The following is a 21,572-nucleotide window of genomic DNA, read 5'->3' as shown; positions in this document are numbered from 1 at the left end:
CGCTTCCGATCTCTCGTCAGCGGGAGGCGAATTCTACAGCGTTACACGCTGCTGTCAACACCTCTTTTTCAACTTCCTTTCGGCTTCGATGAACTGAAGCAACCTGCTGTCGAAACCTACATAACTCATTGAATCTCAAGGAGTTTTCCGTGTCGACTGCGCCGGAAGTGGGGCGAATTATAGACATCTGAAATCTGCCGTCAACCGTTAATTTAGCTTTTCTATCGAACAGTTGAAAAAGCCTTCTATATAGAGGCGCTTACGCATGCCTGATTCAAAATCAAAAAGGCAACCCCACTACCAGCAAGCGCAGGCAAGCCCCATGGCGCATCACAAAGCCTGAGCATTGAGCATTGGGTTAGGGAACAGCAAAGGAGAGGAGTTTCTATAATAGATGGTGTCCCAGGGCAGGTTCGAACTGCCAACCTTCCCCTTAGGAGGGACATCGCAAGTCCAGCGTACACGGACCTAAACCCTTGTTTACTAGGCAGTCCGTCCGGTTGCGTCCATTAAAACAGGTCCGTATAGTCATTTTTGCTGTCACCCTGCTGTCATGGAGTCGCACCACTTGAAAAGTAAAATCACGCAGAAGCTAATCAACAGCCTATCGCCTGAACCTAAGACATACCGCGTACACGACACTGCGCAGCCAGGTCTCTTTATTCGTGTGCTTCCCAGCGGCCATAAATCGTTTATGGTCACTTGGGGTCGTAACAAGAACGCCACTCTCGGTCGAGTTGGGGTGCTAACACTCGAACAGGCACGCACTGAAGCCGCACAGTACCTTTCAGACGCGCATACACACGGCGAACCACTAGCCATCGTGCAAGGTCGCAAAGGCGCCGCCCTACCCTCGTTACGGGAGTTTATCGACGACACCTATATGCCGTGGTTTGTAATGCACCACAAAGGCCACGAAAAAACCCGCCATACACTCGAAAACAACTTTGACGAGATCATGGCCCAGCGACTGGATGCGATCACCGGGCGCGACTTGGAACAAATTCGTACCTCTTGGATGCAGGCTGGCAACAAGGCATCGACGGTGAATCGAAAAATGGGGTCAATGAGTGGTGTATTCAGTCGAGCCGTCGAATGGGAGTACATCAGTGCCAACCCACTCGCCAGAGTGAAACAACTCAAGGTCGATACGCTGGGACAGGTTCGATACTTAAGTGCCGATGAGACGAAACGCTTGCGCGCAGCTTTAGATATCAGACAGGACGAAATGCGTGCAGAACGTGAAAGCGCAAATAGATGGCGATCTGAGAGAAACAAAGAATTAATGCCAAGCCTAGCAACATCACCATTTACCGACCATCTGAAACCGCTAGTTCTTGTATCACTTAATACAGGCATGCGACGCGGGGAGATATTTAACCTCAAATGGTCAGCTGTAAATTTTGACACCAAGACGATAACCGTAAGAGGCGAGACGACCAAAACAAATGATACACGTCACGTACCGATGAACAGAGAGGTTTTGAAAACACTTACCGACTGGAAAAAAAACTCTAACGATTCTCAATATGTATTTCCTAGTCAGACAGGTGAGCGCCTGGAAGACGTAAAGAGTGCTTGGTCTAAACTACTTGAGCGATCAAGCATTGAGCGATTCCGGTGGCATGATATGCGCCACGACTTTGCCTCACGATTAGTTATGGCTGGCGTACCGCTCAACACTGTACGGGACCTGCTGGGTCATGCGGATATCAAGATGACACTTCGCTACGCTCACCTAGCACCAGCTACAAAGGCCGCAGCAGTCGAATTAATTTAGTTTTACTCGATTCCAAGTGCTCTCAGTTTCAAGCGATTCACACCTCGATCTCAAGCCTCTGCACTCTGCTTGGAGACTGATCAGATACTGGTCGCGCTCTAAGATTTTTAGCGAAAGATTTTCTAATTTCTGTTCTAGACTTTCCCCTGTAGATTCAGACTCTTCTAAAGTGGCGCTGACAGAGCCCGACTCCACGAAAACTTTTGCCCACTCCCTTTCAGTTATTGGCTTGAGCTCTCCTGAAACAGAAAGCATGTTCGCACGCTCTTTTACCAACTCCCGCATTAGCAATAAAGCATCAAAATTGACTTTATCGACACCATGATAAACGCGCCTAGTGCTATCAGTGAAACAAAGTGGCTTCGATGCAAGAATGACTGCCTTGATACAAGACTCCTCATGGGTGGCCATATGAGGAACTAAAAAAGCGATATTCACAGCTCGTATGAAATCATCTTCACTCCAAGAAAGATTGACGAGCTCGTTAAGCGTTACAGCAGCTCCCTCCTCGACACCGACTTGAACACTACCTTCTAGGGATCTTAGCAAAGCCCACTCCACCGTGCTGGCGAGAGATCGCCGTTGATAGCGCGCCAGAATTTCAGCAGCGAATTTAACCTTTGGATCAAGCCTGAATGAAACCGGGGTGAGCTTCGATTGCTTCGTGTTGAGCTTTGCCATGTCTTAATCTCCTGTAGACCTTCAGCGTAATGCAAAACGCAATCGGCAACAACCGGACGCAACCGTAAAGCATTTTGCTTTACAAAAATCTTTTGTAGTCATAACCTTCTGCCGTGGATAAATACAGATCATCGCCCTCAGGAGAAAACCATGTCGCAAATAGCAAGCTGCCCTCCACTCTCGGTAAGCGTTGAAGAAGCTGCCCGCTTGGTCGGCCACACTCGATCCGGGATTTACGAAGTCATTGCACTGGGTGAGCTGAAGGCATTCAAGCTCGGGAAGCGACGCCTAATTCTGATGACCGAACTCAAGAGCTGGATCGAGCGCGCAGCAAAGGAAGGTGCCCGATGAGCAAAGACACATCACCAAAGGCACAAGAAGAAATTTTAAGCGAGAGGGATCTGAAGCTAGAAAGTGTCGAGTCAGTGTTTGCACCACTGACCCGACTGTCACAAAGCAAATCTGAGCAGACCGCCATGCAACCGCCTAAGCATATCATCATCTACTTGCTAGACCACACGGGCTGCATCCTTGGTAGCTGCTGCTTGTCTAACGCTACATCTGTGATAGCACTTGAGTCATTCCGCTCCTACGGAGTCTGCCGAGTAGAAGTGCTATGCCCCCCTCACGCCAAGTTTGATAGGCACTCCCCTGAATGCAACTGCTACAGCACTCATTACAGCAAGGGTGAGGATTTCAGAACCGCAGGGTATGCCCAATGAACAACGCCCTGAGTTTTGCCCTACCTGAAGACTTGCTCTGCGTTAATCCAAGAGCAGAAGCCGGTGTACCCATCGACGCTATCACCTGCGCCATTGATCGCGCCGACTCGGTGCTGACGCTGCTGGAGGATCACTTCGAAAGCGAATCCTCGCGCCTCGCCAATCATGTGATCGCCGCCGTCCTATGGGACGTGCGCGGCACTCTCGGCCTGATCAAAACCCTCACCTTGCACGGTGACAACACCTCCATTCCGGCCGCGCAGAAAGGCGGTGCGCTATGACCACCTCTACCACGCTGGGTCACGCCACCTTTACTCGCGTGAACGCCACCGATTTAAAGTTGTTCCGGGTCAATGCCGGGATACCGGTCGAGGATGCACTGGAGATGGTTTCTCTTCTCCAGCATCACGCTAACCAGCTCAACTTCGACGCCGCCATGAGCGACAGCGGCGAGCGTTTCAGTTGGCCTGCTCTGTACCTTGGTGAGATGGCCAAAGCCTTGATCGATGACATCAACGACGCGCTGTTTTTGCCGAGGGCTGACGCATGAGCCAACGCCGGAGCAACTCCGCGAAACGCCCCAGCTTCGCCGACGTAAAAGCCGCTGCACTGAAAGACATTGATCGTGTCCTGACGCATTGGCTGCCCAACGGTAAGCGCGTGGACAGCGGCAAGGAGTACACCGCTCCCAATCCGACCCGCAGCGACAAACGCGCTGGTTCACTCAAAATCAGTTTGAGCAAGGGCACCTGGTCCGACTTCGCCACTGGCGACAAGGGCGGCGACCTGATCGATCTGGTGCGCTATCTGGACGGCGGCACCGACATCGAAGCCTGTAACAAACTGGCAGATCTGCTCAACGTTTCGCCCGGCGCCGCCCAGGCGAAGCAAGCGCCCGCCAAGACAAAAGCACCTGAGTGGAGTGCCATTCAGCCGATCCCGGCCGAGGCCATGAACAAGTGCCCGGCCAAGCACCGGCAGCACGGCGCGCCGTCCAAGGTGTGGATCTACCGTGATGCGCAAGGCCAGCCACTCATGGCGCTCTACCGCTTCGACCTCACTCCTGATGACGACGGAAAGCCGAAGAAGGTCTTTGCTCCCCTGACATGGTGTCGGCGCGCCGATGGCCAAACCACACAATGGCGCTGGCAGGGTCTGCCTGGCCCGCGTCCCCTTCTGCGCCTTGATGAACTGGCCCAACGCGCTGACGCACCGGTTGTTCTCTGCGAAGGCGAGAAAGCTGCCGATGCCGCCGCCGAACTGTTGCCGGGCTACGTGGCCACCTGCTGGCCGAACGGCTCCAACTCCTGGCACAAAGCCGAGCTGACACCGCTCAAAGGTCGCGACATTTTATTGTGGCCAGACAATGACGTCAGCGGCACAGCCTGCATGGCAACCGTAGCGGACAAGCTGCGCGAGAACGGCGCCGCGTCGGTGCGGGTCATTGCACTGGAGGTGTTCAAGCGCAAGCCCACGCTGAAGAGCGGCGCCGTTGCTTTCGCCAAAGGTGGTCAATGGCACGACGGCGACGATGCAGCCGATGCACTCGCCAAAGGCTGGACATCTGCCCATTTCGCGGAGCTGGAAAGCACCAGTGAACTGTTCGGTTGGGTTGTGGAAAAGTCGGAGCCTGAGCAGGCCAAGGCTAATCCGGAGCCGAAGGCTAAAGCAGCAGCCAAGCGTCCCGCTAAACCGAAAAATGATTTGATGCCCGGCGGTTTTCGCCTCACGTCAGAAGGCGTGTTTTATTCGGGCGACGATGGCGAAGCGCGCCCGGTGTGTTCGCCACTGGAAATCCTAGCCCGCACTCGCGACGACAAAGGGCAGAACTGGGGCCTACTGGTCGAGTTCGACGATCCCGACGGCGCCAAAAAACGCTGGAACATCCCGGCGCGCACCATGACCGGCGACTTCGGCAAAGACGTACTTGGCCCATTGGTAGACATGGGGCTGCGTCTGGCCGGTAGTCGGTCCGGACGCAATGCACGAAACGACCTGCAAAGTTACCTCGGCGGATTCGACAGCGCGCAACGGGCACGACTGGTCACTCGCTTGGGCTGGCACGACAGCGCCTTTCTACTGCCAGAGCAACAGGTCGGCGCGCACAGCGAACACCTGCACTTCTACGAGGCCGGTTCTCAGCTTCCGCCGATCAGCGAAGCGGGCACGCTTGAGCAGTGGCAGGAGCAGATCGGCGCCCTGTGCGTTGGTAACCATCGCTTGGCTTTTGTTGTCGGTGTGGCCTTTGCTGGCCCGCTGCTGCACATGCTGGGCCATGAATCGGGTGGCTTTCACTTGTACGGCGATAGCTCCGGCGGCAAGACCACGCACCTGCAAGTTGCCGCCTCGATCTACGGCGGGCCGCGTCTGGTGCGCTCGTGGCGCTCCACCGACAACGCGCTCGAATCCATCGCCGCCGCGCATTCCGACGGGCTTCTGGTGCTGGATGAAATCGGCATGTGCGATCCACGCATCATTGGCGAAACGGTGTACATGCTCGGCAACGGCACCGGCAAGGCCCGCGCCAACGATCGAGGGCAAGCAGGCCGACAGGTACAGGAGTGGCGTTTGCTTTTTCTCTCCACCGGCGAGAAGACGCTGGCGCAGCACATGGCCGAAGCCAACAAAGAACTGAAAGCAGGCATGGAGGTGCGCATGCTCGCGGTCCCGGCCGATGCGAGCAAAGGCCTCGGCATGTTTGACGCGCTTAACGGCTTTGAGGATGCGGCGGCGCTTGCCGATACGCTCAAGGCACGGGTAGCGAAGTACTACGGCACACCGCTCACCGCCTTCCTCACGGCGCTGTGTGAACCCGGCAAACGTCACGGTTGGTCCGCCATCCTGCGCCGTACGCTGGAAGGGTTTATCGCCCAGTCGCTACCGGCCACGGCCAGCGGACAGGCACACCGCGCAGCCGCTCGCTTCGGTCTTGCGGCCGCAGCGGGTGAGTTGGCCACCGCGATGGGCATCACTGGCTGGCCTGATGGAACGGCCACCACCGCCGCTCGCGTGTGCCTCAACGCATGGATGAACGAGCGTGGCGGTGCCGGTAACTTCGAGGGCGATGCGATCTTGGCGCGGCTGCGCCAAGTCATCGAACGCTTCGGTGAAAGTCGTTTCACCCGCTGGGAATCGGCGGCGGCAAAGATCGACGAACACGGCCCGCGCACCATCGACCGGCTCGGCTTTCGCAAGACGCTGGAACACGGCCTAGGCGACTCCTTGCACACCACCAACACCTACTACGTTCTGCCCGAAGCATGGCGATCCGAGATCTTTCGGGGCATGAACATCAACGCAGTGAACAAGGAGCTGTTACAGCGAGGCGCTCTAGAGCCTGGGAGCGATGGCAAGGCATATAGCTTGGTTCGATTACCCGGCCTAGGCCCGCAACGCTGCTACATCGTGAGAACGATTCTCGGATTGGATGAGAGCGAGGCTAGGGCTGCCTGACGGCACTCTGTTGATCGAGGTAGCGCCGGCTTGTGTCCGGCCTCGCCAGCCACTCAACCAACCCACAATCGAGAACAGAGATTAAACACATGAACGAGATTCAAGACCTGAAAGACCGTCGCGACCAACTGCGCAGCGAGGCAGAACGGCTGCACGCCGAAATGCTGCCACTTGAGACCGTGCTGGAAAGTGACGATCCCATCGAACCGGATCGGAAACGTGAACTGCGGGACAAGTACAACGAACTGAAAAGAAATTTCGATTCGCGCAATCTCAATGCCGATCTATTAGACCGGCGGATCAGTCGCCGTGAAAACCTCGCCAATTGCGATTCCCTGATGGCGGGTTACATCGGGGTGATGAACAACTGGAAGGCCGATGAGCAGGAGCTAAACGAAAAGCGCCAGAGCCTCAGCACCCGCCTGGAGCAGATCCAACAACAAGCTGAAGAGGACATGACCAAAGCCCGTCAGGCAGAAACGGACGCTGCCACCGCGTACGCGCAGGCCGTTGCATGGGGTGACACCGAAGGCGAGAAGACCGCCAACACTGATGCGCAAAAGGCAGCGAAGAACCTCACGGCGGCCGCCGAGCATAACCGTCGGCAAACTCTGATCATGGCCGCGCTGGAGCAGGAACTGGTCACCGTAGACAAATACATTTCCGAAGCACAGGAAACGCACCGGGGGATAGAACGCGACGCTTTGTGGCTCTCACGGACGGTACTCGAGGAGCAATGGAACGAGGCCGCTAAAGCGTTGCTCGAGGTAGGCGGAAAGCTGTGGGCCAATTACAACCTGCTGGGACATGATCCGGTAGGGCTAATGAAACTGGCCGTACCCGAACAAGGCGAAAATCATGGGCGGTGGGGATGGCACGAGCTGATAGACCGCTCTCGTCAATACAGCGCGCTCGACTTAGTGCAACTAGACACCCTGCCGATAGCGCAACAGCCAGCAGATATGAACAATCCAGAAGAACGCAAAGATGAAAGTAATGTACAAACCTATACAGAACAGCGCGAGCTGGTCTGACACGCTCAAAACTCGGAAAGCCCATCTGAGTGCTTTGCTGAAAACCATCGACGCGCGTGCGGGCAAAACCAGTCAGATACAAACGCTAACCATCAATGCGATTAAAGCGGAAATGGTGCATATCGATAGCCAACTGAACCGCCGGAAATAGTGCAGAACTTGTAACCCGCACTACCATCCAAATAAGCACGCATGATCTCACTGAACAAGGGAAACAACATGTCCAAACTCGCAGAATACCGTCAGCTGGAAAAACATCTCGCTGAGCAACTCCAGGCACTGGAAGCACTGAAAGGTGACGACGGACTGAAGAAAGAAATCGAGTTCGAAACGAAGCTGCGCAAGCTGCTTGAAAACTATGGTTTCAGTCTGAAGCACATCATCAACATTCTAGAGCCGCAAACCAAGGCTCAGCGTCAAGCCGCAGGTCCGGCCGTCAGCACACGCAAACCACGCGAACTCAAGGTGTACAAAAACCCGAATACTGGAGAAGTAATCGAAACCAAAGGTGGGAACCACAAAGCTTTGAAAGAGTGGAAAGCAAAACACGGTGCCGACGTCGTAGAGGGATGGCTGAAGAAGTAAAACAGTTTCATCTGAAAAAGGGCCCAGGCGGGCCCTTTTTAGTTCATCCCGCCTCTTGGCCGCGGGCCTTTATAGGCTGATCTGGCTGAATAAGTAACTTCAGTTGCTTCATCACTTCACGTAACTCTTCTGAGGCCGCCTTAATGCTTTCCTGCTTCGGCATATCAATCCCATGGACAAGCCGATTTCGGAATTCTTGAATCCGCTTAGCTGCCTGGCCGAGCGTGGGTCCGGTTTGTGGAAAATATTGATGGAGCATCGGAACCAAACGCGCGGGTGCCCACAGCTTGGAATCACCGGACACCTCTTTCAGTAATGTGGTGAGCAGCCGCTCATAGTCCACCCACAACTGAACGAACTCACCGATTGCCTCCTGCTGTTGACGAGTCTCGCCCGTCACCAAAGATACTGCAGGCGTAGGCTCTACTCGTCGAATTTGCTCATATGTGGCGTACCGGCCAGGATCCTCGATCAGAACTTGGTCTATCACTTGCTCAGACAATGGGCGTTTTTCGAAGTCGTTATGCAGAGGCTGCACGTACTGAGCTAGGGTTTCGGGCTTGTTCAAGCCCAGCGACTTCAGCAGGTCAAATAATGTATCAACCCTACCCATCGCCGCTTCCGTGACGGTTGCCTCACCCAATGCAGCTCTAGCGAGTTCTATCAATGACGCCGCCAAGTCATAGTGATTAGAAAATTCACGACCTTGAGTAGACGCTCTTTGCTCACCAGCTCTTTGCAGCCGCTCTAGCGCAATTTCGCCGGACAGAACCAAGCCATTAAGCTCGTCTAAAATTGAATACTCTTCAACCGACAACTCACCTTGAAGCGGCTTGTATACCAAGTCATGCTCCACCTCTGACCATGCATGCATAAGCACAGAAGCGACCTGAATCTCGACTTTTGCCTCGGCATACCGCTGATTGGAGTCATGCAACGAAGCCTCTTTCAAAACCACACGGTAGTGTGTGGCCCAGTATCCAGAAAACCGCTTTTTATAAGATGGTGCTGCAGCTGTTGGAAACTCTTTTGGTGCCTCGGTCAGGTCGAATAACCCTTCAATTATACGACCGACCTCTTGCCGCTCACCAGGAAAGTACAAGGCAACCCGAACCCCAGCTAGGTCAACAATATCGTCGAAAATCGCAGAGACGGTCCCATATTGGCGCTTCAACGCGCGCTGTCTAACCTTTGCCTCCAGACGGGTCGGATTTTTCGCTCGAGAGGTAACAATTGCTCGCACGCCCGCTGACCGCAAATTAGCCTCAAGGCTCTGAGCGACCATGCGACAGGCTTGTTCGTAGAAATCGTATTCCTTGCGGTAGCGGGAGATAAACTCTGAGACGAGATCCAAGATATTCTTCCATTGAATTAAGCTGCCGCGCGCTATCGGCATTACACTTGCCAAGCACTTGGTTGGATAGCAGGCAAGGTAGCGGATAGCCACCACAATGTCTACGAATGGCCCGCTCCCCTGATAGCGGCGGATAGTCATTCGATAGGGTAGGTCGGCTATTCCCCGTTCTATATGTCGAATAGCTAAGGGTAAGGGTGATCGCCTTCTACCATCTGTTCCCAATCGAGACAACAGGCAGCAACCGGCCATAAGCGTTCTTTGTAACCTTTCACATATACCGCATCGTAGAACTGGTACGACTTGCGGAGACGCGGTGCGACACCCGTTGCGTCCATCAATCATGACGCCAAAAAGGAGGCATGGATGGCTCCTTACCGCTAATGCTGCAGATAACTTTTAATTAACTCCCCTCGATCTTACCCAATATATCCTCCGCTTTTTCTACATTCATAACTCGCACCATAGACTTCCCAAAGCCCAACGGAAAGATTGGATTTGATGGATCTATAGAAGCAAAGAACTCCAGCAAAATCGTTACTGACTGTATATAGCGGTATACGCACTCCGCGAACAATTCTTCTAATATTGCATCTGTATTACTGGACTTGCTGTGTATGATCTCATTCCTTAGTCTTTCAAGACTCTTGAAGTCGGGCCAAAAACTCTCTGATTGAGGTGGCGAGCATTTTAGTATCGACGGCAATATGGACGACACTTTCTCTGAGGTGGAGACCCATCGCTCTATTTGCTCTTTATTGTAATGCTCTGTAGATTTGTTTGTGGACTTTTTATATATGTATGAATCAGGGATTCCCGCATTGCAAAATGACTCTACCGCCTTATATGAAAATATTATTGCTGTCTGTATGCCCTCAAGATAATCATAAGCCAGGCCCACATTATGATCGTATATCGACTCAGTGGATTCCGATAGTCGCTCGAGATCCACTTTGATTTTTTTTGATCGTTGCAACGATTTAGTTGCAACACTTATCGCCAGAGCAATCTCATTAGGGACCGCTAGCGTAATTGTATTTAAACCAATTCTTGGCTTTATTATCTTCTGAAAAAAAGCTGTTTTGTTTGTGGATGTCTCGTGAATGCCGATAGGTTTATTTGCGCGTCTATCAGGCGCCGGCACAACTTCAGAAGGATCGTCTGCATTGCTTATGTGATGAACGCAAATCAACTGAGTATGTAGTTTTAACAATTTTCACTCCGACACCTAGACAATTAGTTGGCCTGCCCTCCGGCGTTATACGAATGGCTGCTACAATTCGGAAATAGCAGGTGCGTATACCCTATAGGAATTCCTTTTTTCGAATCTCACATTCGGCCAGCACATTATCCAGCCATGTCTCATACCAATACCATGTATTCATTACAGTGACACCAAAACCTTTGCCTTGTTTCTTTGCTCCTGTGGATTGCCACATTTGCGTGTGATGCATCATATTGAATCGTGGGTAGCCCGCTTTCTGTACTTTTTCGACAATCTTCGAAGGTAAATATTTAGGACGCTCAGTCTCCTTGATCTGGATGTATTTAGTATTCATTCCTTGGGCCATTTCAGATCCTGGCTTGATAAACTCAATAACCTGGTCTGCCTGGCCTTTATGATTCGCTGTTTTAGGAACAAAGAAAACACGGTAAGAAAATTTCGGATCATTGAACTCCTCATCGGTTAGAGCCAAGTCAAATGCAGTTATATAGGCTCGGATGTTTTCAGGCAGGCCATCTGCTTGGGACAATCTGTCCACCTGATCCTTATTTAAGGAGGAGAACTGAAGACTAAAAGATAAGTGCCTATCTATACCGAAGCCGGCGCCGAATAACGACTTTATAAGCTCATTATAGTTTAGGCAGCAGGCTTGAAACCTAGCACTTAAGAACTGATCTATCCTGGTTGTCATTTGGTGCTCGATCTCATGCCTCAAACCGATTAGGAATCGGAGGTTATTCGCAGCACTCAAGTCGACCGGTGACTCTGGTTGATTCAAGCATTTCTCTAGCTCCCAATGCTTTACAGCACCCTTAGCAGTTTTGTGAAATTTCTTTCGCGCGCCTTCCATCTTGAAGTAGCGATATTCAATGCCCTTTTTTCGATAAAATGCATGGAGGAGATAAGTCCAAGAGATCATCATCAAGACTATAAATATTTCAGACTTAAACGTGAGCGCAGGGTTATTGAATATCTGTACCGAAGCGAGGGCCGCTTCTCTGGATTTCTTTATAAGTTCGCCGGCTACAGAACCAACCGATCGCACTCTCTTCTCTGCCGCCATTCTGATCATCCTTGGAGTGAATGATATTTATTAATTTCATGTGCAATTACGCGAGAAAGGCCATTGTGCGCGCTCGGAATATTCTTCTCTTCCTGGAAACCATAGCGACAGATGGCTGAAAATCCAGTCTGAGCCTACGATTGGCTGCATCGAGCTGCCATCCCGCTCCAACACTTGGCCATACGTGGATGCACGAACTAAATCCTTTCCTATGAATGGCTTTCACATGTCGCTGTCGGAGCAGCTACAGAACCGCCCTGCAGGAGTGACCGCTTTTGGCTGTGGATTCAACCGCTCGAACACGCTAGTAGGGCTCGCCCCAGGTAGCACGTGAATCAGAGGTACGATCAACACCGTTCTGAACGTATAGGCCGGGCTCGACACATTTTAACCACCGGTCCTTCAATGAAAGATCAATCCGGCCAAGTAAGCTGAAATTCTCCGCGTGATCCGACCCGCACGTGCAGTCGTCCTCATGCGTAACACGCTCCCAACCACCATTGCTGTCGATCCGATAATGCAATCCATAGAAGCGTCCGACGCCAATGATGCGCAGTCCCGGATGATCAACTCCATACTCAAAAACACAGACAATGTCCTCAGGCATCTTCACGATTCCGACGCCCTTCCCATATTGTGTGTCCATCCCATGGTAAACAAGACCATCCAGCTCGATAGAGATCTCGTCGTACTCCTCAAGCAGCTTGTTGATCTCCGGAAGGATGAAGCGAGGCGTACTAGCTCCGTAATACAACGAGCTACCGCACAGAAGCTGGGCCATTTGTGTGGCGGTCGCGGTCTTGCAATCTGGCGGAGGCGGAAGATCTCTGGTCCAGAATGGTCGATACATCGCGCTCCGAGGCGGCATGTGCTTTTGAAGGTGCCTGGAGTACTCCGGAAGCTCCAGCGATCGCCGGAAGGCCTCGAGGCCATCATCTGGGACGTGTCGCATCTTTTCCCAAGGCATCGCCAGCAGCTCGTGATACACAGGATCGTCCGAAGGCTCAGGGAATAGCCAGCCAACGCTGTACTCCCCCGCGAAGTTGCGCAGAACCTCTGCCGACGCGGTGATATGACAAAGAATGCAATCACCATTTAGACCACTCTGAATCAAAGGGCCAACCATGTACGCGTCTTGTCGCACGTATCGCGGCGCTCCTAGGTCTGTGGCAATTTCTGATAGGTGAACCGCCTGAATTCCGGACTGTCGAAGCGACTTCTGGCATATTAGGTAGAGGTGACCGACGTCCTCGGTTGGTACAAACCACGCATTGAGTGTGCGCAGCCAAACCGGGTCTTCGAAACAGTCTTCAACCAAGTTAACTGCGATCTTTGACTCAAACCTATTGCTTGCAAACCAAGCGGCAACGCGCGGATCACCGGAAGCGTCTAGGAAGAACGAGCGAAACCCATAGTGCTGTAGGATTGCTTGGTTGGTGGCTATATCGCCGGTCTCCTTCCAGCCGAGTACTAGATGCTGCAGGGCCCTCTTTGCGTAATAAGTCCACTTAATCATCAGATCGGGCACGCACCCCTGACGCTGAAATGAGGTTGACAATGAAGGGAAACCATTAGAACTCGGGTAGTGCTGGGCTTGCCCCCTGTAAAGAACGCCGGGTCCAAATCGTTCGATAGTCACCCTGAGCTCTTCAAGTGTCTCGCAATGCAGCCTTTCCATGCTCCCTCCCTTTGCCCGGCACTCAGGCTCGGCCGGCCCCCGGCGCTAACACAGCTTAACCTAGACAGCCACCGCTATCCTTACCTATAGGTGATAATGTCCTTTATCACATGTAGAACAAAAAGGACTCACGCCGATGGCCCGCGCTAAAGCTCCCACCACTACCGTCGCTCCCAAACTCAAATTGACCCCAGACCAAATACAGCGGGGGATTCAACGCCTTCAAGATCGCATAACCGAGTTGGGAGGTTTTGATGTATCAGAACTCAATGGTGAGGGAGACTCACCAAAACTGACCGCCCTCGCAACGTCGATTCAAGACACCCTAGAGCGATGCTTTGGTGAAAACACCTCGGTTTATTACCGCCTCTCATCCGCAGCAAACCTGCACTTCTTCCCTGGGTATTACTCATCTGACTACCCGCTTAGGCATCATTACGTGACTGGCACTCAGGAAAATATCCAGCAAGCGATCCTAATGCTTGCAGAGGCGCAGCGAACGCTTAGGGAAGACCTCGCGGACCACGATCATGCAGCGATTCCTGTTTCTTCTACCGACCTAGACAATGTGAAGCCAGCGTTATCACGCCGCGTATTTGTAGTGCATGGCCATGATGAAGGCGCACGCGAGACCGTGGCTCGATTTTTGATGCAGCTGGGCTTTGAGCCGATCATTTTGCACGAGCAAGCCAACCAGGGCCGTACGGTCATGGAGAAGGTCGAAGCACATGGACAAGTGGATTTTGCCGTGGTGCTGCTGACGCCGGACGACGAGGGTTGCGCCAAGGGTGGCACGCCGGAGCCGCGAGCCCGGCAGAACGTCCTGCTGGAGTTGGGCTATTTCCTGGGTCGCCTCGGACGCGACAAGGTGTGTGCACTGAAGCGTGGCACAGTGGAGATTCCCAGCGATTTCGCTGGTGTGGTCTGGGAGTCCATGGAAGGTAACGGCTGGAAGCAAGCCTTGGGCCGTGAACTGGATGCTGCTGGTCATGAGATCGACTGGAACAGGGTCATGCGGGGCTAAGTGCTGGGTTTCCTAGGTTCCAGGCGATTGACTACACGCGTAACATCTTTCCACAGTGTTACACCAAACATAGGTGAGACTCAAAATAGGTGTTACTAAATTTTTATCCTTTAAATTCAACGAGTTAAATGAATTTGTAACACCTGTAACTCACGTAACACGATATTTGACAGGTATCTGTCCCCGCTCCCCGTTAGCAATGAACTCCACCAGCGAGGCGACTCCATAAGGAGCCGGGGCCCCTGACGCATTAAGACACACACGGGGTCGGAAACCCGCGGGAATGTGTTAGCGAAAAGGTGCCCAGCTTAGTGAACTGGTGAACCGGGTGAACTCACAGTTCACCAGTGCAATTGCACAAGGTCTTGAAATGTTGCCGGGGCCCCTGGGCAATTCTGAACGACACGGGGCAGAAAACCCGCGCGATCTTGGTAGTGGCTGATTTTTCTACATTGGTTGACAGGTTGACTCGGTTGACAGCTCGGTGTGTGCGTAATCAGCAACACAAAGGGTCATCATTACCGATGCGGTAACGATGACCCTTTTTCAACCGAATTCTTTCAATTTCAACGACTGAAATTTCAGTAACTTTGGAAACCTCCCACTAACTCAGTCACGCGGGTTTCCGACCCCGTACCCTTTGAAAGTCCCCAGGGTCCCCGGCGGTTTTCTGCCCGATCCGGTCGATCAACTCGGCATTCGACTGCCATGCCCTCCCCCCATCCCTTTGGAAAGACGGACATACCTGCAAAGGGTTCAGCTAGAGAGATCCCGCGAGTTCGATAACCCGTGTAGGGGGCGGCCCTCGGGGAGGACCCGTAAAAATCGGCGCCCTGCCCGGCCTGCCACCCTCAAAAAGCTCGAGGCCCCACTGTGTCTTCTGGCGTACCATTTAGATTAAGTACCGCTACAGACCGCCTACAGCAAATCATGCCGGATCATTGCCCTATGTAGGTCCATCACATAAGTTCATCCACTTGGCGGTTTAGCGTTCGTATAGCCGGGTAGCGACATCAGAGTGAAGTATCAGATGCCGCCAACCAATAGGACTTCTCCGTCGCTGGAGGAGACGTAGCCACAGAGGGCAAGGGGTGCCCCCTCAAACCGTGTTACCGGTGTTACACGCGTTACGAAAAACACTAACACATTGTAATTAAAGGACTTTTCATGCGTTACACGTTCGCACTGCGTGATCGAAAGGTGGTGTTACATCACTGATAGGTGTTACACCCGAGCAAAGCCGGGTGATGACATTTGAAAGGCATCCGATGCCGCCAATTCTCCCTCGCTGGAGGAGGCGTTGCTATAGGGGCAAGGGGACGCACCCCCTCAAACCGTGTTACAGGCAGTGGCATCCGAGCAACAGAACTTCTCGCAAATTGTTCGACTACAGCTGTGCGCGGATCAGGGACGGTGAACCATCGTTACCTAACTAAAATTTCCGTGCGATTCCATAATTTACGTGCCCCTTCACTGTTAAGGTCATCCATAACGGCTCTACCCGCGCCGTCAGCTGTGGGGTAGACATTCGCTCCACTGAATCCCGCCTTGCGACACAGCTGAAGTAATTTGACGGACTCGTAAACTGGCAGGGTGAACTTAATCATCGGGCCAGGGATATCGGCAAAATACTCTTCTAGCCCTTGCACTGTGAACTGGCCGGCGCGGAATCCCGAGTGAGGATGAACAGTGAACAAACCACCCTGCGCGGCAAGATGCCTACTAATTGCGCCCGGCGAATTGTGTAGAGTAATTTTGGGATGAAGCCCAAGCTGATCACGGTTCATCGCCCAGATAGCTAAGCGCTTCGTATCAGACCAATTTGCATAGTCGGCGATCGCAGAGCTGGCCGCAAAGTAAAGGGCCGTGAAAGGTTTAGTCGTCCAATCAAGTAAGCGCGTTGGCACTCCATGGTGCTGGGCCATTGCCATCAAATCCAGCACGTGAGGATTCGGCCAAAGTGACGGATCTTTGTAGTACCTATCAGCCGTCTGCGTATTGATCGCAAACTCGCGGAAGCCTTGAGAATCATTGGGGATGGAAATACCGATAGCATCACAGTGATCCGCAAAGCTGCTCAAAATGATCAGTTCAAAAAAAACCATCTCACTGGCATCAACCATATCGTCATAGGACGTAATGGGTGGCTGGTTGCGAGGGCGCAGGATGGAGGGAATCAGTGACCAACTCGCGTCAGCCTGGCCTCGATAAATGAAGTTCTCTGGTCCATCGGTAAGCTTAGCTGTCGGTGATAGAGCCAGCCATAGATCTTCCGCCGTCTCAAAGTTGCGCTCAGTAAACGATGCGTGCTTTCTCACAACCCCCCCACCTTAAAGTAACCTTCCTTTTCGCACAAAAAAGCCCCGCTAGGTAAACCGTAGCGAGGCTTTTAGATTCCTCCTGCTGTCACCCTGCTGTCACGAGAAAAACCGTTAAACACGAGAAAGGCCGGAGAGGCGCTAAATATATGGTGTCCCAGGGCAGGTTCGAACTGCCAACCTTCCCCTTAGGAGGGGGATGCTCTATCCAATTGAGCTACTGGGACACACGCTTTGTCGCAGCAGACGCTGCATGACGGACGGCGTGCATGTTAACCACCGAACCCCGATTTGTCATGTCGTCCGTAGGGCTTTTTAAGTGTAGGCAGGCGCCCCGCGATTCTGCGGGAAGAATTACCGTGCATTTTGCACGCCGCCTAAAAAGCCATCAATGCAGATTGCAACCCGCACAATCCGAAAAACTCGCTCAAATGCTTGTTTTTAAAGGACTTAACAGAGGTTAGACTATTGGCACGACGGCTGCTTTGTCTGTTCTATAGAAGAACAATCGGAGCCACGCCCATGAACAGCACTCTTTTGCTTGCAAACGCAATTGCTCTGGCGGTTTTGGTGAGCTTCCATTTTATGCCCGCAAGCGACTCGCCGGAGCCATTGGCTCAGCGCATGCCGCATTACTTGCAGGTACAAAAAGCTCCCCAACTGGCGGTACTTAGCGATCAGAGCATCTCTACCCCGCAGGCCGTCAGTAACTCTGAGCAGGTGCGACCAGCACTGACCTCCGAACATCTGGTTTTTTGAAATATCTTCAGGAGTACAACATGTCCAAGTCAGCTGCGGGATTTCTGATCCTCGCCATTTTGAGTGGCGATGTGCATTTATCGCTGTTCGAGGGCGCTGAAATCACCCTGCCCCTGATTGGCTGCGCCGTTTTTGCCGTGCTATTTGTGCTGGCACTGGCAGCAGGACGAAAAATCAAATTTGATCCGGTTTTACGCTGAGCCTGATCAGACGCAAGAGAACATTGACAGCGTCCGCCAAGTCTCCGGAATTGTCGACAAGATGAACTGGCCCATCACTTGATCTCCTATCCTTGAATAACGCATTGCGAGCGAGTCTTGCGTCAATTTGTTCAAGCGTTTCCCTACCACGCTTGAGCAGACGCTCTCGCAGCACTTCATCCCTGACCGTCAGCAAAACCGGCACCAGCGCTGGATAGCATTCCATCGCTTGACGCAGATTGGCCCGAGAGCCATTGACCAGTACATGCTGTCCAGCACTGAGCCGTTGATCCATTTCCACGGGAATCCCGTAGGCAAGACCATTGGCACGCCAGGCCAGCGAGAAATTGCCTGCATGCTCGCGACGCTCGAACTCTTCCGGTGTTACACCGATAGCATCCTCCCCTACCGATTCGGAAGATCGTGTGATCACCCGGCGCATCACCTGGCAATTCAAAGCACGTAATGGCTCCCGAGCTGCCTCAATCACACTGTCCTTGCCTGAACCGGAAGGCCCCATCAAATAAATTAACTTGCCATCCATCCTGAAAACGCCCTCCAGCGGGTGCCTGCCACTAGTAAATCGGCAATTTGCCACTATCCTGTACAGGTAAGGAACAAGGATGCAGAACCCACATAGCATGCACGTTCTGATGCCTTCGGACATCAATTGATGTGCGGCAGGAAGCGGGCAAGGATGCGGACAGAGGCGAAGATTTCAAACCAGTCCGCATTTCTGATAATTGGTGCTGGCATTACGCCTTTACCCAGCTCAATATTTGTCACAGAATTGACGCCAATGATCTGGCAATTTTGAGGCATGATGCGGGCCTCTTAACAATTCAGGTTGAACCATTTGGCGCGGATGCTTGTCCTACCACACATCCTGCGGCCAATCCCGAGAACCGCTCCCCTGAACTAACCGGTTAAATATATGCGCCCATTGAAACAGGCAATTTATTCCAGCCGTACGGCTGACAAGTTCGTCGTACGTCTGCCAGACGGAATGCGTGAACGCATTGCCGAGGTGGCTCGCAATCATCATCGCAGCATGAACTCCGAGATCATTGCGCGCCTTGAGCAGAGTCTTATTCAGGAAGGTGCACTGGGCGAAGAGCTGAGCATGCGCCTGGACAGCCCGGAGCTGTCGTTGCACGAGCGTGAGTTGTTGCAACGTTTCCGCCAGCTATCTCATCGTCAGCAAAATGCTTTGGTGTCCTTGATTGCCCATGACGCCGAAATGGCAGCAGACGCGTCCTGAGCCATACCGAACATCTCAAGCCAGCTTAACTGCTGGCTTTTTTTTGCGCGGAATTTGAGATTTCGCAGACACAAAAAAGCCCGCCAATTGGCGGGCAGTTTCGCTAATACCGGTCAGAGCAGGAAGATAGTCGCCAGCCCCAGGAAGATGAAGAAACCACCACTGTCCGTCATCGCAGTGATCATCACACTCGCCCCCATCGCCGGATCTCGCCCCATCTTTGCCAGAGTCATAGGGATCAACACCCCCATCAACGCAGCCAGCAACAGATTCAGCGTCATCGCTGCCGTCATTACCACGCCCAACGACCAACTGCCGTAGAGCAGATAAGCAACGACGCCGATCACACCGCCCCAGACCAAGCCATTGATCAAGCCCACCGCCAACTCCTTGCGCATCAGACGCGAGGTATTGCCAGTGCTTACCTGATCGAGCGCCATGGCGCGAACAATCATGGTTATCGTCTGGTTACCGGAATTGCCGCCGATACCCGCCACGATCGGCATCAGCGCTGCGAGCGCTACCAGCTTCTCGATCGAGCCCTCGAACAGACCGATCACTCGAGAGGCGACAAACGCGGTGATCAAATTGATCGCCAACCACGCCCAGCGGTTACGTAGAGATTTCCAGACCGAAGCGAAGATATCCTCTTCTTCGCGCAGACCGGCCATGTTGAGAACTTCGCTTTCGCTTTCCTCACGAATCAGGTCGACCATTTCGTCGATGGTCAGACGTCCGATCAACTTGCCGTTCTTGTCGACTACAGGGGCCGAGATCAAGTCGTAACGCTCGAACGCCTGCGCGGCGTCATAGGCATCTTCGTCCGGGTGAAAACTCACCGGATCGCTGGCCATCACGTCGGCAACCTGTTTCTCCGGATCGTTGACCAGCAGACGCTTGATCGGCAGCACACCCTTGAGCACGCCGTCGTAATCGACCACAAACAACTTGTCAGTGTGGCCGGGGAGCTCTTTGAGTCGACGCAGATAACGCAGAACCACTTCGAGACTGACATCCTCACGGATGGTCACCATCTCGAAATCCATCAACGCACCGACCTGCTCCTCGTCGTAAGACAGAGCCGATCGTACGCGTTCACGTTGCTGGTTATCCAGGCTCTCCATCAGCTCATGGACGACGTCTCGCGGCAGCTCGGAAGCCAGGTCAGCAAGTTCGTCGGCGTCCATGTCCTTGGCCGCAGCCAGGAGCTCGTGATCGTCCATGTCGGCGATCAGCGTTTCACGAACAGAGTCGGATACTTCGAGAAGAATATCGCCGTCGCGATCTGCCTTGACCAATTGCCAGAGCGTCAGACGATCGTCCAGCGGCAAGGCTTCAAGGATGTAAGCAACGTCGGCGGAGTGCAGATCATCAAGCTTGCGTTGCAGCTCGACGAGATTTTGTCGGTGAACCAGATTTTCGACGCGATCGTGATGCGCGCCTTCCTGGCGGTGAGTCAGGTCTTCGACGACCCGCTGACGCTGCAGCAGCTCGACGACCTGAGCCAGGCGATCCTGGAGGCTTTCTTGTGTTTTCTTTACTTCGATTTCAGACATAGGCGAACTCCACTCCCAGCAGCGGGGCACGCCGGAAGGATCAATCAGTCAATTCATGATTGGTGAAACGGGGTACTGAGTAACTACTGGGTAAGTCCATGGAGGTTTTCCATAAGCCCCGGCGGGGCTGACGGGCGCAATGATACACCGCCTGACGGTTTAAAACGTTAAAAAATCGCGGTCGAAACAAGCGCTTGCGAAACAAACCTGAGCGCTGCCCTGATCCCTGCAAATGCGACGACTCATCCTGAAAAGAAAACACACCAGCGCTGAAAGATGTAGCGTCTACCCTTGAGCGTAGATCGTCATGGAGGACGTCGAATGCCATTGAAACCATCCCACCTTGTGCTCACCTGCCTACTCTGCCTGCCTCCCACCGGGGCCGCCCTTACCCTCCATCGCTGCGAAGCCGTCGATGGCAGTATCACCTTCACATCGATGAGCTGCGCCCAGGGAGAACGGCGCTCAGCACAGGAAGTCCACCCCTACTCACCCGGATCGGTTGTGGCAGTGATGCCGGAACACAACCACGAAGAAACATCAGGCATGACAACCAAAGGCCGCGAACCAGGCATCATTGGCCACACCGAAGACAAATGCGGAAATCTGATCGACGCCAGACAACGTCGCGCCGCGATCATAAATCAACGCGTGATTGCCGGCATGAGTCAGCAAGATGTCGAAAGCGCGCTAGGCAAACCGGACAAGGTGAATATTCGAACATCGACAACGAGCTATCGATACGACCTCAAGCGAGGCCGTAGTGCTCAAATAGAATTTGATGAGAGAGGATGCGTGAAGGCAAAAGCCAAATCGCGGACAGCAAAAAGCCCGCGTTAAACGCGGGCTTTTCGGTATATGGTGCACTCGACAGGATTC

The 21,572-nt window shown here is 53.1% G+C and carries 20 protein-coding genes and 1 tRNA gene; 12 read left to right on the top strand and 9 right to left on the bottom strand.

Annotated elements, in window-relative coordinates; all coding sequences use genetic code 11:
• The first annotated feature begins 568 nt into the window (after positions 1-568).
• Positions 569-1,780 carry a site-specific integrase gene (locus FGA82_RS31045; protein WP_141130043.1) on the top strand — a complete coding sequence of 404 codons (1,212 nt, stop codon included), beginning with the start codon at positions 569-571 and terminating at the stop codon, positions 1,778-1,780.
• Here the strand turns inward: FGA82_RS31045 and FGA82_RS31040 are convergent.
• A complete protein-coding gene (locus FGA82_RS31040) occupies positions 1,772-2,461 on the bottom strand; it encodes a hypothetical protein (RefSeq protein ID WP_141130042.1) in 690 nt (229 codons plus the stop codon). The genes FGA82_RS31045 and FGA82_RS31040 overlap by 9 nt on opposite strands.
• Positions 2,462-2,611: 150 nt before the next feature.
• On the opposite strand from FGA82_RS31040, the gene FGA82_RS31035 reads away from it, so the two are divergent.
• From FGA82_RS31035 to FGA82_RS31005, 6 genes are all read left to right on the top strand, one after another.
• Positions 2,612-2,812: a helix-turn-helix domain-containing protein gene (locus FGA82_RS31035; RefSeq protein ID WP_095191750.1), complete on the top strand. Its 201-nt coding sequence runs from the start codon at positions 2,612-2,614 to the stop codon at positions 2,810-2,812.
• A 367-nt stretch (positions 2,813-3,179) separates the two neighbouring features.
• Positions 3,180-3,464 (top strand): hypothetical protein, encoded by a 285-nt coding sequence (locus FGA82_RS31030; protein WP_141130041.1) that lies wholly within the window; start codon positions 3,180-3,182, stop codon positions 3,462-3,464.
• Positions 3,461-3,733: a DUF3077 domain-containing protein gene (locus tag FGA82_RS31025; RefSeq protein WP_141130040.1), complete on the top strand. Its 273-nt coding sequence runs from the start codon at positions 3,461-3,463 to the stop codon at positions 3,731-3,733. The genes FGA82_RS31030 and FGA82_RS31025 overlap by 4 nt, the downstream gene beginning before the upstream one ends.
• Positions 3,730-6,636, top strand: a complete 2,907-nt coding sequence (locus FGA82_RS31020) for a DUF927 domain-containing protein (RefSeq protein ID WP_141130039.1) — start codon at positions 3,730-3,732, stop codon at positions 6,634-6,636. Before FGA82_RS31025 ends, FGA82_RS31020 begins: the two co-directional genes overlap by 4 nt.
• Positions 6,637-6,725: 89 nt before the next feature.
• Positions 6,726-7,670 (top strand): chromosome segregation protein SMC, encoded by a 945-nt coding sequence (locus FGA82_RS31015; RefSeq protein ID WP_141130038.1) that lies wholly within the window; start codon positions 6,726-6,728, stop codon positions 7,668-7,670.
• A gap of 219 nt (positions 7,671-7,889) precedes the next feature.
• A complete protein-coding gene (locus tag FGA82_RS31005) occupies positions 7,890-8,255 on the top strand; it encodes a histone-like nucleoid-structuring protein, MvaT/MvaU family (RefSeq protein ID WP_141130037.1) in 366 nt (121 codons plus the stop codon).
• A 43-nt stretch (positions 8,256-8,298) separates the two neighbouring features.
• On the opposite strand, the gene FGA82_RS31000 is transcribed toward FGA82_RS31005, so the two are convergent.
• The 3 genes from FGA82_RS31000 to FGA82_RS30990 form a co-directional block, all read right to left on the bottom strand.
• Positions 8,299-9,609, bottom strand: a complete 1,311-nt coding sequence (locus FGA82_RS31000; RefSeq protein WP_141130044.1) for a GTP pyrophosphokinase — start codon at positions 9,607-9,609, stop codon at positions 8,299-8,301.
• Positions 9,610-10,913: 1,304 nt separating this feature from the next.
• Entirely contained in the window at positions 10,914-11,897 is a 984-nt protein-coding gene (locus FGA82_RS30995; RefSeq protein WP_249384309.1) for a DUF3644 domain-containing protein, read from the bottom strand.
• A 304-nt stretch (positions 11,898-12,201) separates the two neighbouring features.
• Entirely contained in the window at positions 12,202-13,575 is a 1,374-nt protein-coding gene (locus tag FGA82_RS30990; RefSeq protein WP_141130035.1) for an FRG domain-containing protein, read from the bottom strand.
• A gap of 136 nt (positions 13,576-13,711) precedes the next feature.
• Here FGA82_RS30990 and FGA82_RS30985 point away from each other — a divergent pair, with 136 nt between their 5' ends.
• Positions 13,712-14,599 (top strand): TIR domain-containing protein, encoded by an 888-nt coding sequence (locus tag FGA82_RS30985; protein ID WP_141130034.1) that lies wholly within the window; start codon positions 13,712-13,714, stop codon positions 14,597-14,599.
• A gap of 1,424 nt (positions 14,600-16,023) precedes the next feature.
• On the opposite strand, the gene FGA82_RS30980 is transcribed toward FGA82_RS30985, so the two are convergent.
• Positions 16,024-16,917, bottom strand: coding sequence for an FRG domain-containing protein (locus tag FGA82_RS30980; RefSeq protein ID WP_141130033.1), 894 nt, complete (start codon positions 16,915-16,917; stop codon positions 16,024-16,026).
• 150 nt (positions 16,918-17,067) lie between these two features.
• A tRNA-Arg gene (locus FGA82_RS30975) sits at positions 17,068-17,144 on the bottom strand.
• Between the two features lie 295 nt (positions 17,145-17,439).
• On the opposite strand from FGA82_RS30975, the gene FGA82_RS30970 reads away from it, so the two are divergent.
• On the top strand, positions 17,440-17,676 hold the full coding sequence (locus FGA82_RS30970; protein WP_141130032.1) for a hypothetical protein: 237 nt from the start codon (positions 17,440-17,442) through the stop codon (positions 17,674-17,676).
• 20 nt (positions 17,677-17,696) lie between these two features.
• On the top strand, positions 17,697-17,876 hold the full coding sequence (locus FGA82_RS30965; protein ID WP_141130031.1) for a PA3371 family protein: 180 nt from the start codon (positions 17,697-17,699) through the stop codon (positions 17,874-17,876).
• Here FGA82_RS30965 and phnN read toward each other — a convergent pair.
• Both phnN and FGA82_RS32285 read right to left on the bottom strand, forming a co-directional pair.
• A complete protein-coding gene (gene phnN, locus FGA82_RS30960; protein ID WP_141130030.1) occupies positions 17,851-18,420 on the bottom strand; it encodes a phosphonate metabolism protein/1,5-bisphosphokinase (PRPP-forming) PhnN in 570 nt (189 codons plus the stop codon). The genes FGA82_RS30965 and phnN overlap by 26 nt on opposite strands.
• A gap of 122 nt (positions 18,421-18,542) precedes the next feature.
• Positions 18,543-18,698 (bottom strand): hypothetical protein, encoded by a 156-nt coding sequence (locus tag FGA82_RS32285; protein ID WP_171057399.1) that lies wholly within the window; start codon positions 18,696-18,698, stop codon positions 18,543-18,545.
• A 112-nt stretch (positions 18,699-18,810) separates the two neighbouring features.
• On the opposite strand from FGA82_RS32285, the gene FGA82_RS30955 reads away from it, so the two are divergent.
• On the top strand, positions 18,811-19,137 hold the full coding sequence (locus FGA82_RS30955) for an Arc family DNA-binding protein (RefSeq protein ID WP_003178899.1): 327 nt from the start codon (positions 18,811-18,813) through the stop codon (positions 19,135-19,137).
• 113 nt (positions 19,138-19,250) lie between these two features.
• On the opposite strand, the gene mgtE is transcribed toward FGA82_RS30955, so the two are convergent.
• Complete coding sequence (gene mgtE, locus FGA82_RS30950) at positions 19,251-20,693, bottom strand: magnesium transporter (protein ID WP_016983964.1); 1,443 nt, start codon at positions 20,691-20,693, stop codon at positions 19,251-19,253.
• 321 nt (positions 20,694-21,014) lie between these two features.
• Between mgtE and FGA82_RS30945 the strand changes: the two genes are divergently transcribed.
• Positions 21,015-21,533, top strand: a complete 519-nt coding sequence (locus FGA82_RS30945; protein ID WP_141130029.1) for a cell envelope protein SmpA — start codon at positions 21,015-21,017, stop codon at positions 21,531-21,533.
• Positions 21,534-21,572: the final 39 nt, after the last annotated feature.

Origin of the sequence: Pseudomonas fluorescens, from assembly GCF_005938625.1 — a bacterium.
GTDB lineage: Bacteria > Pseudomonadota > Gammaproteobacteria > Pseudomonadales > Pseudomonadaceae > Aquipseudomonas > Aquipseudomonas fluorescens_BD.
The sequence above is the reverse complement of the archived record's forward strand: the minus strand, read 5'-3'. Positions and strand labels throughout refer to the sequence as shown.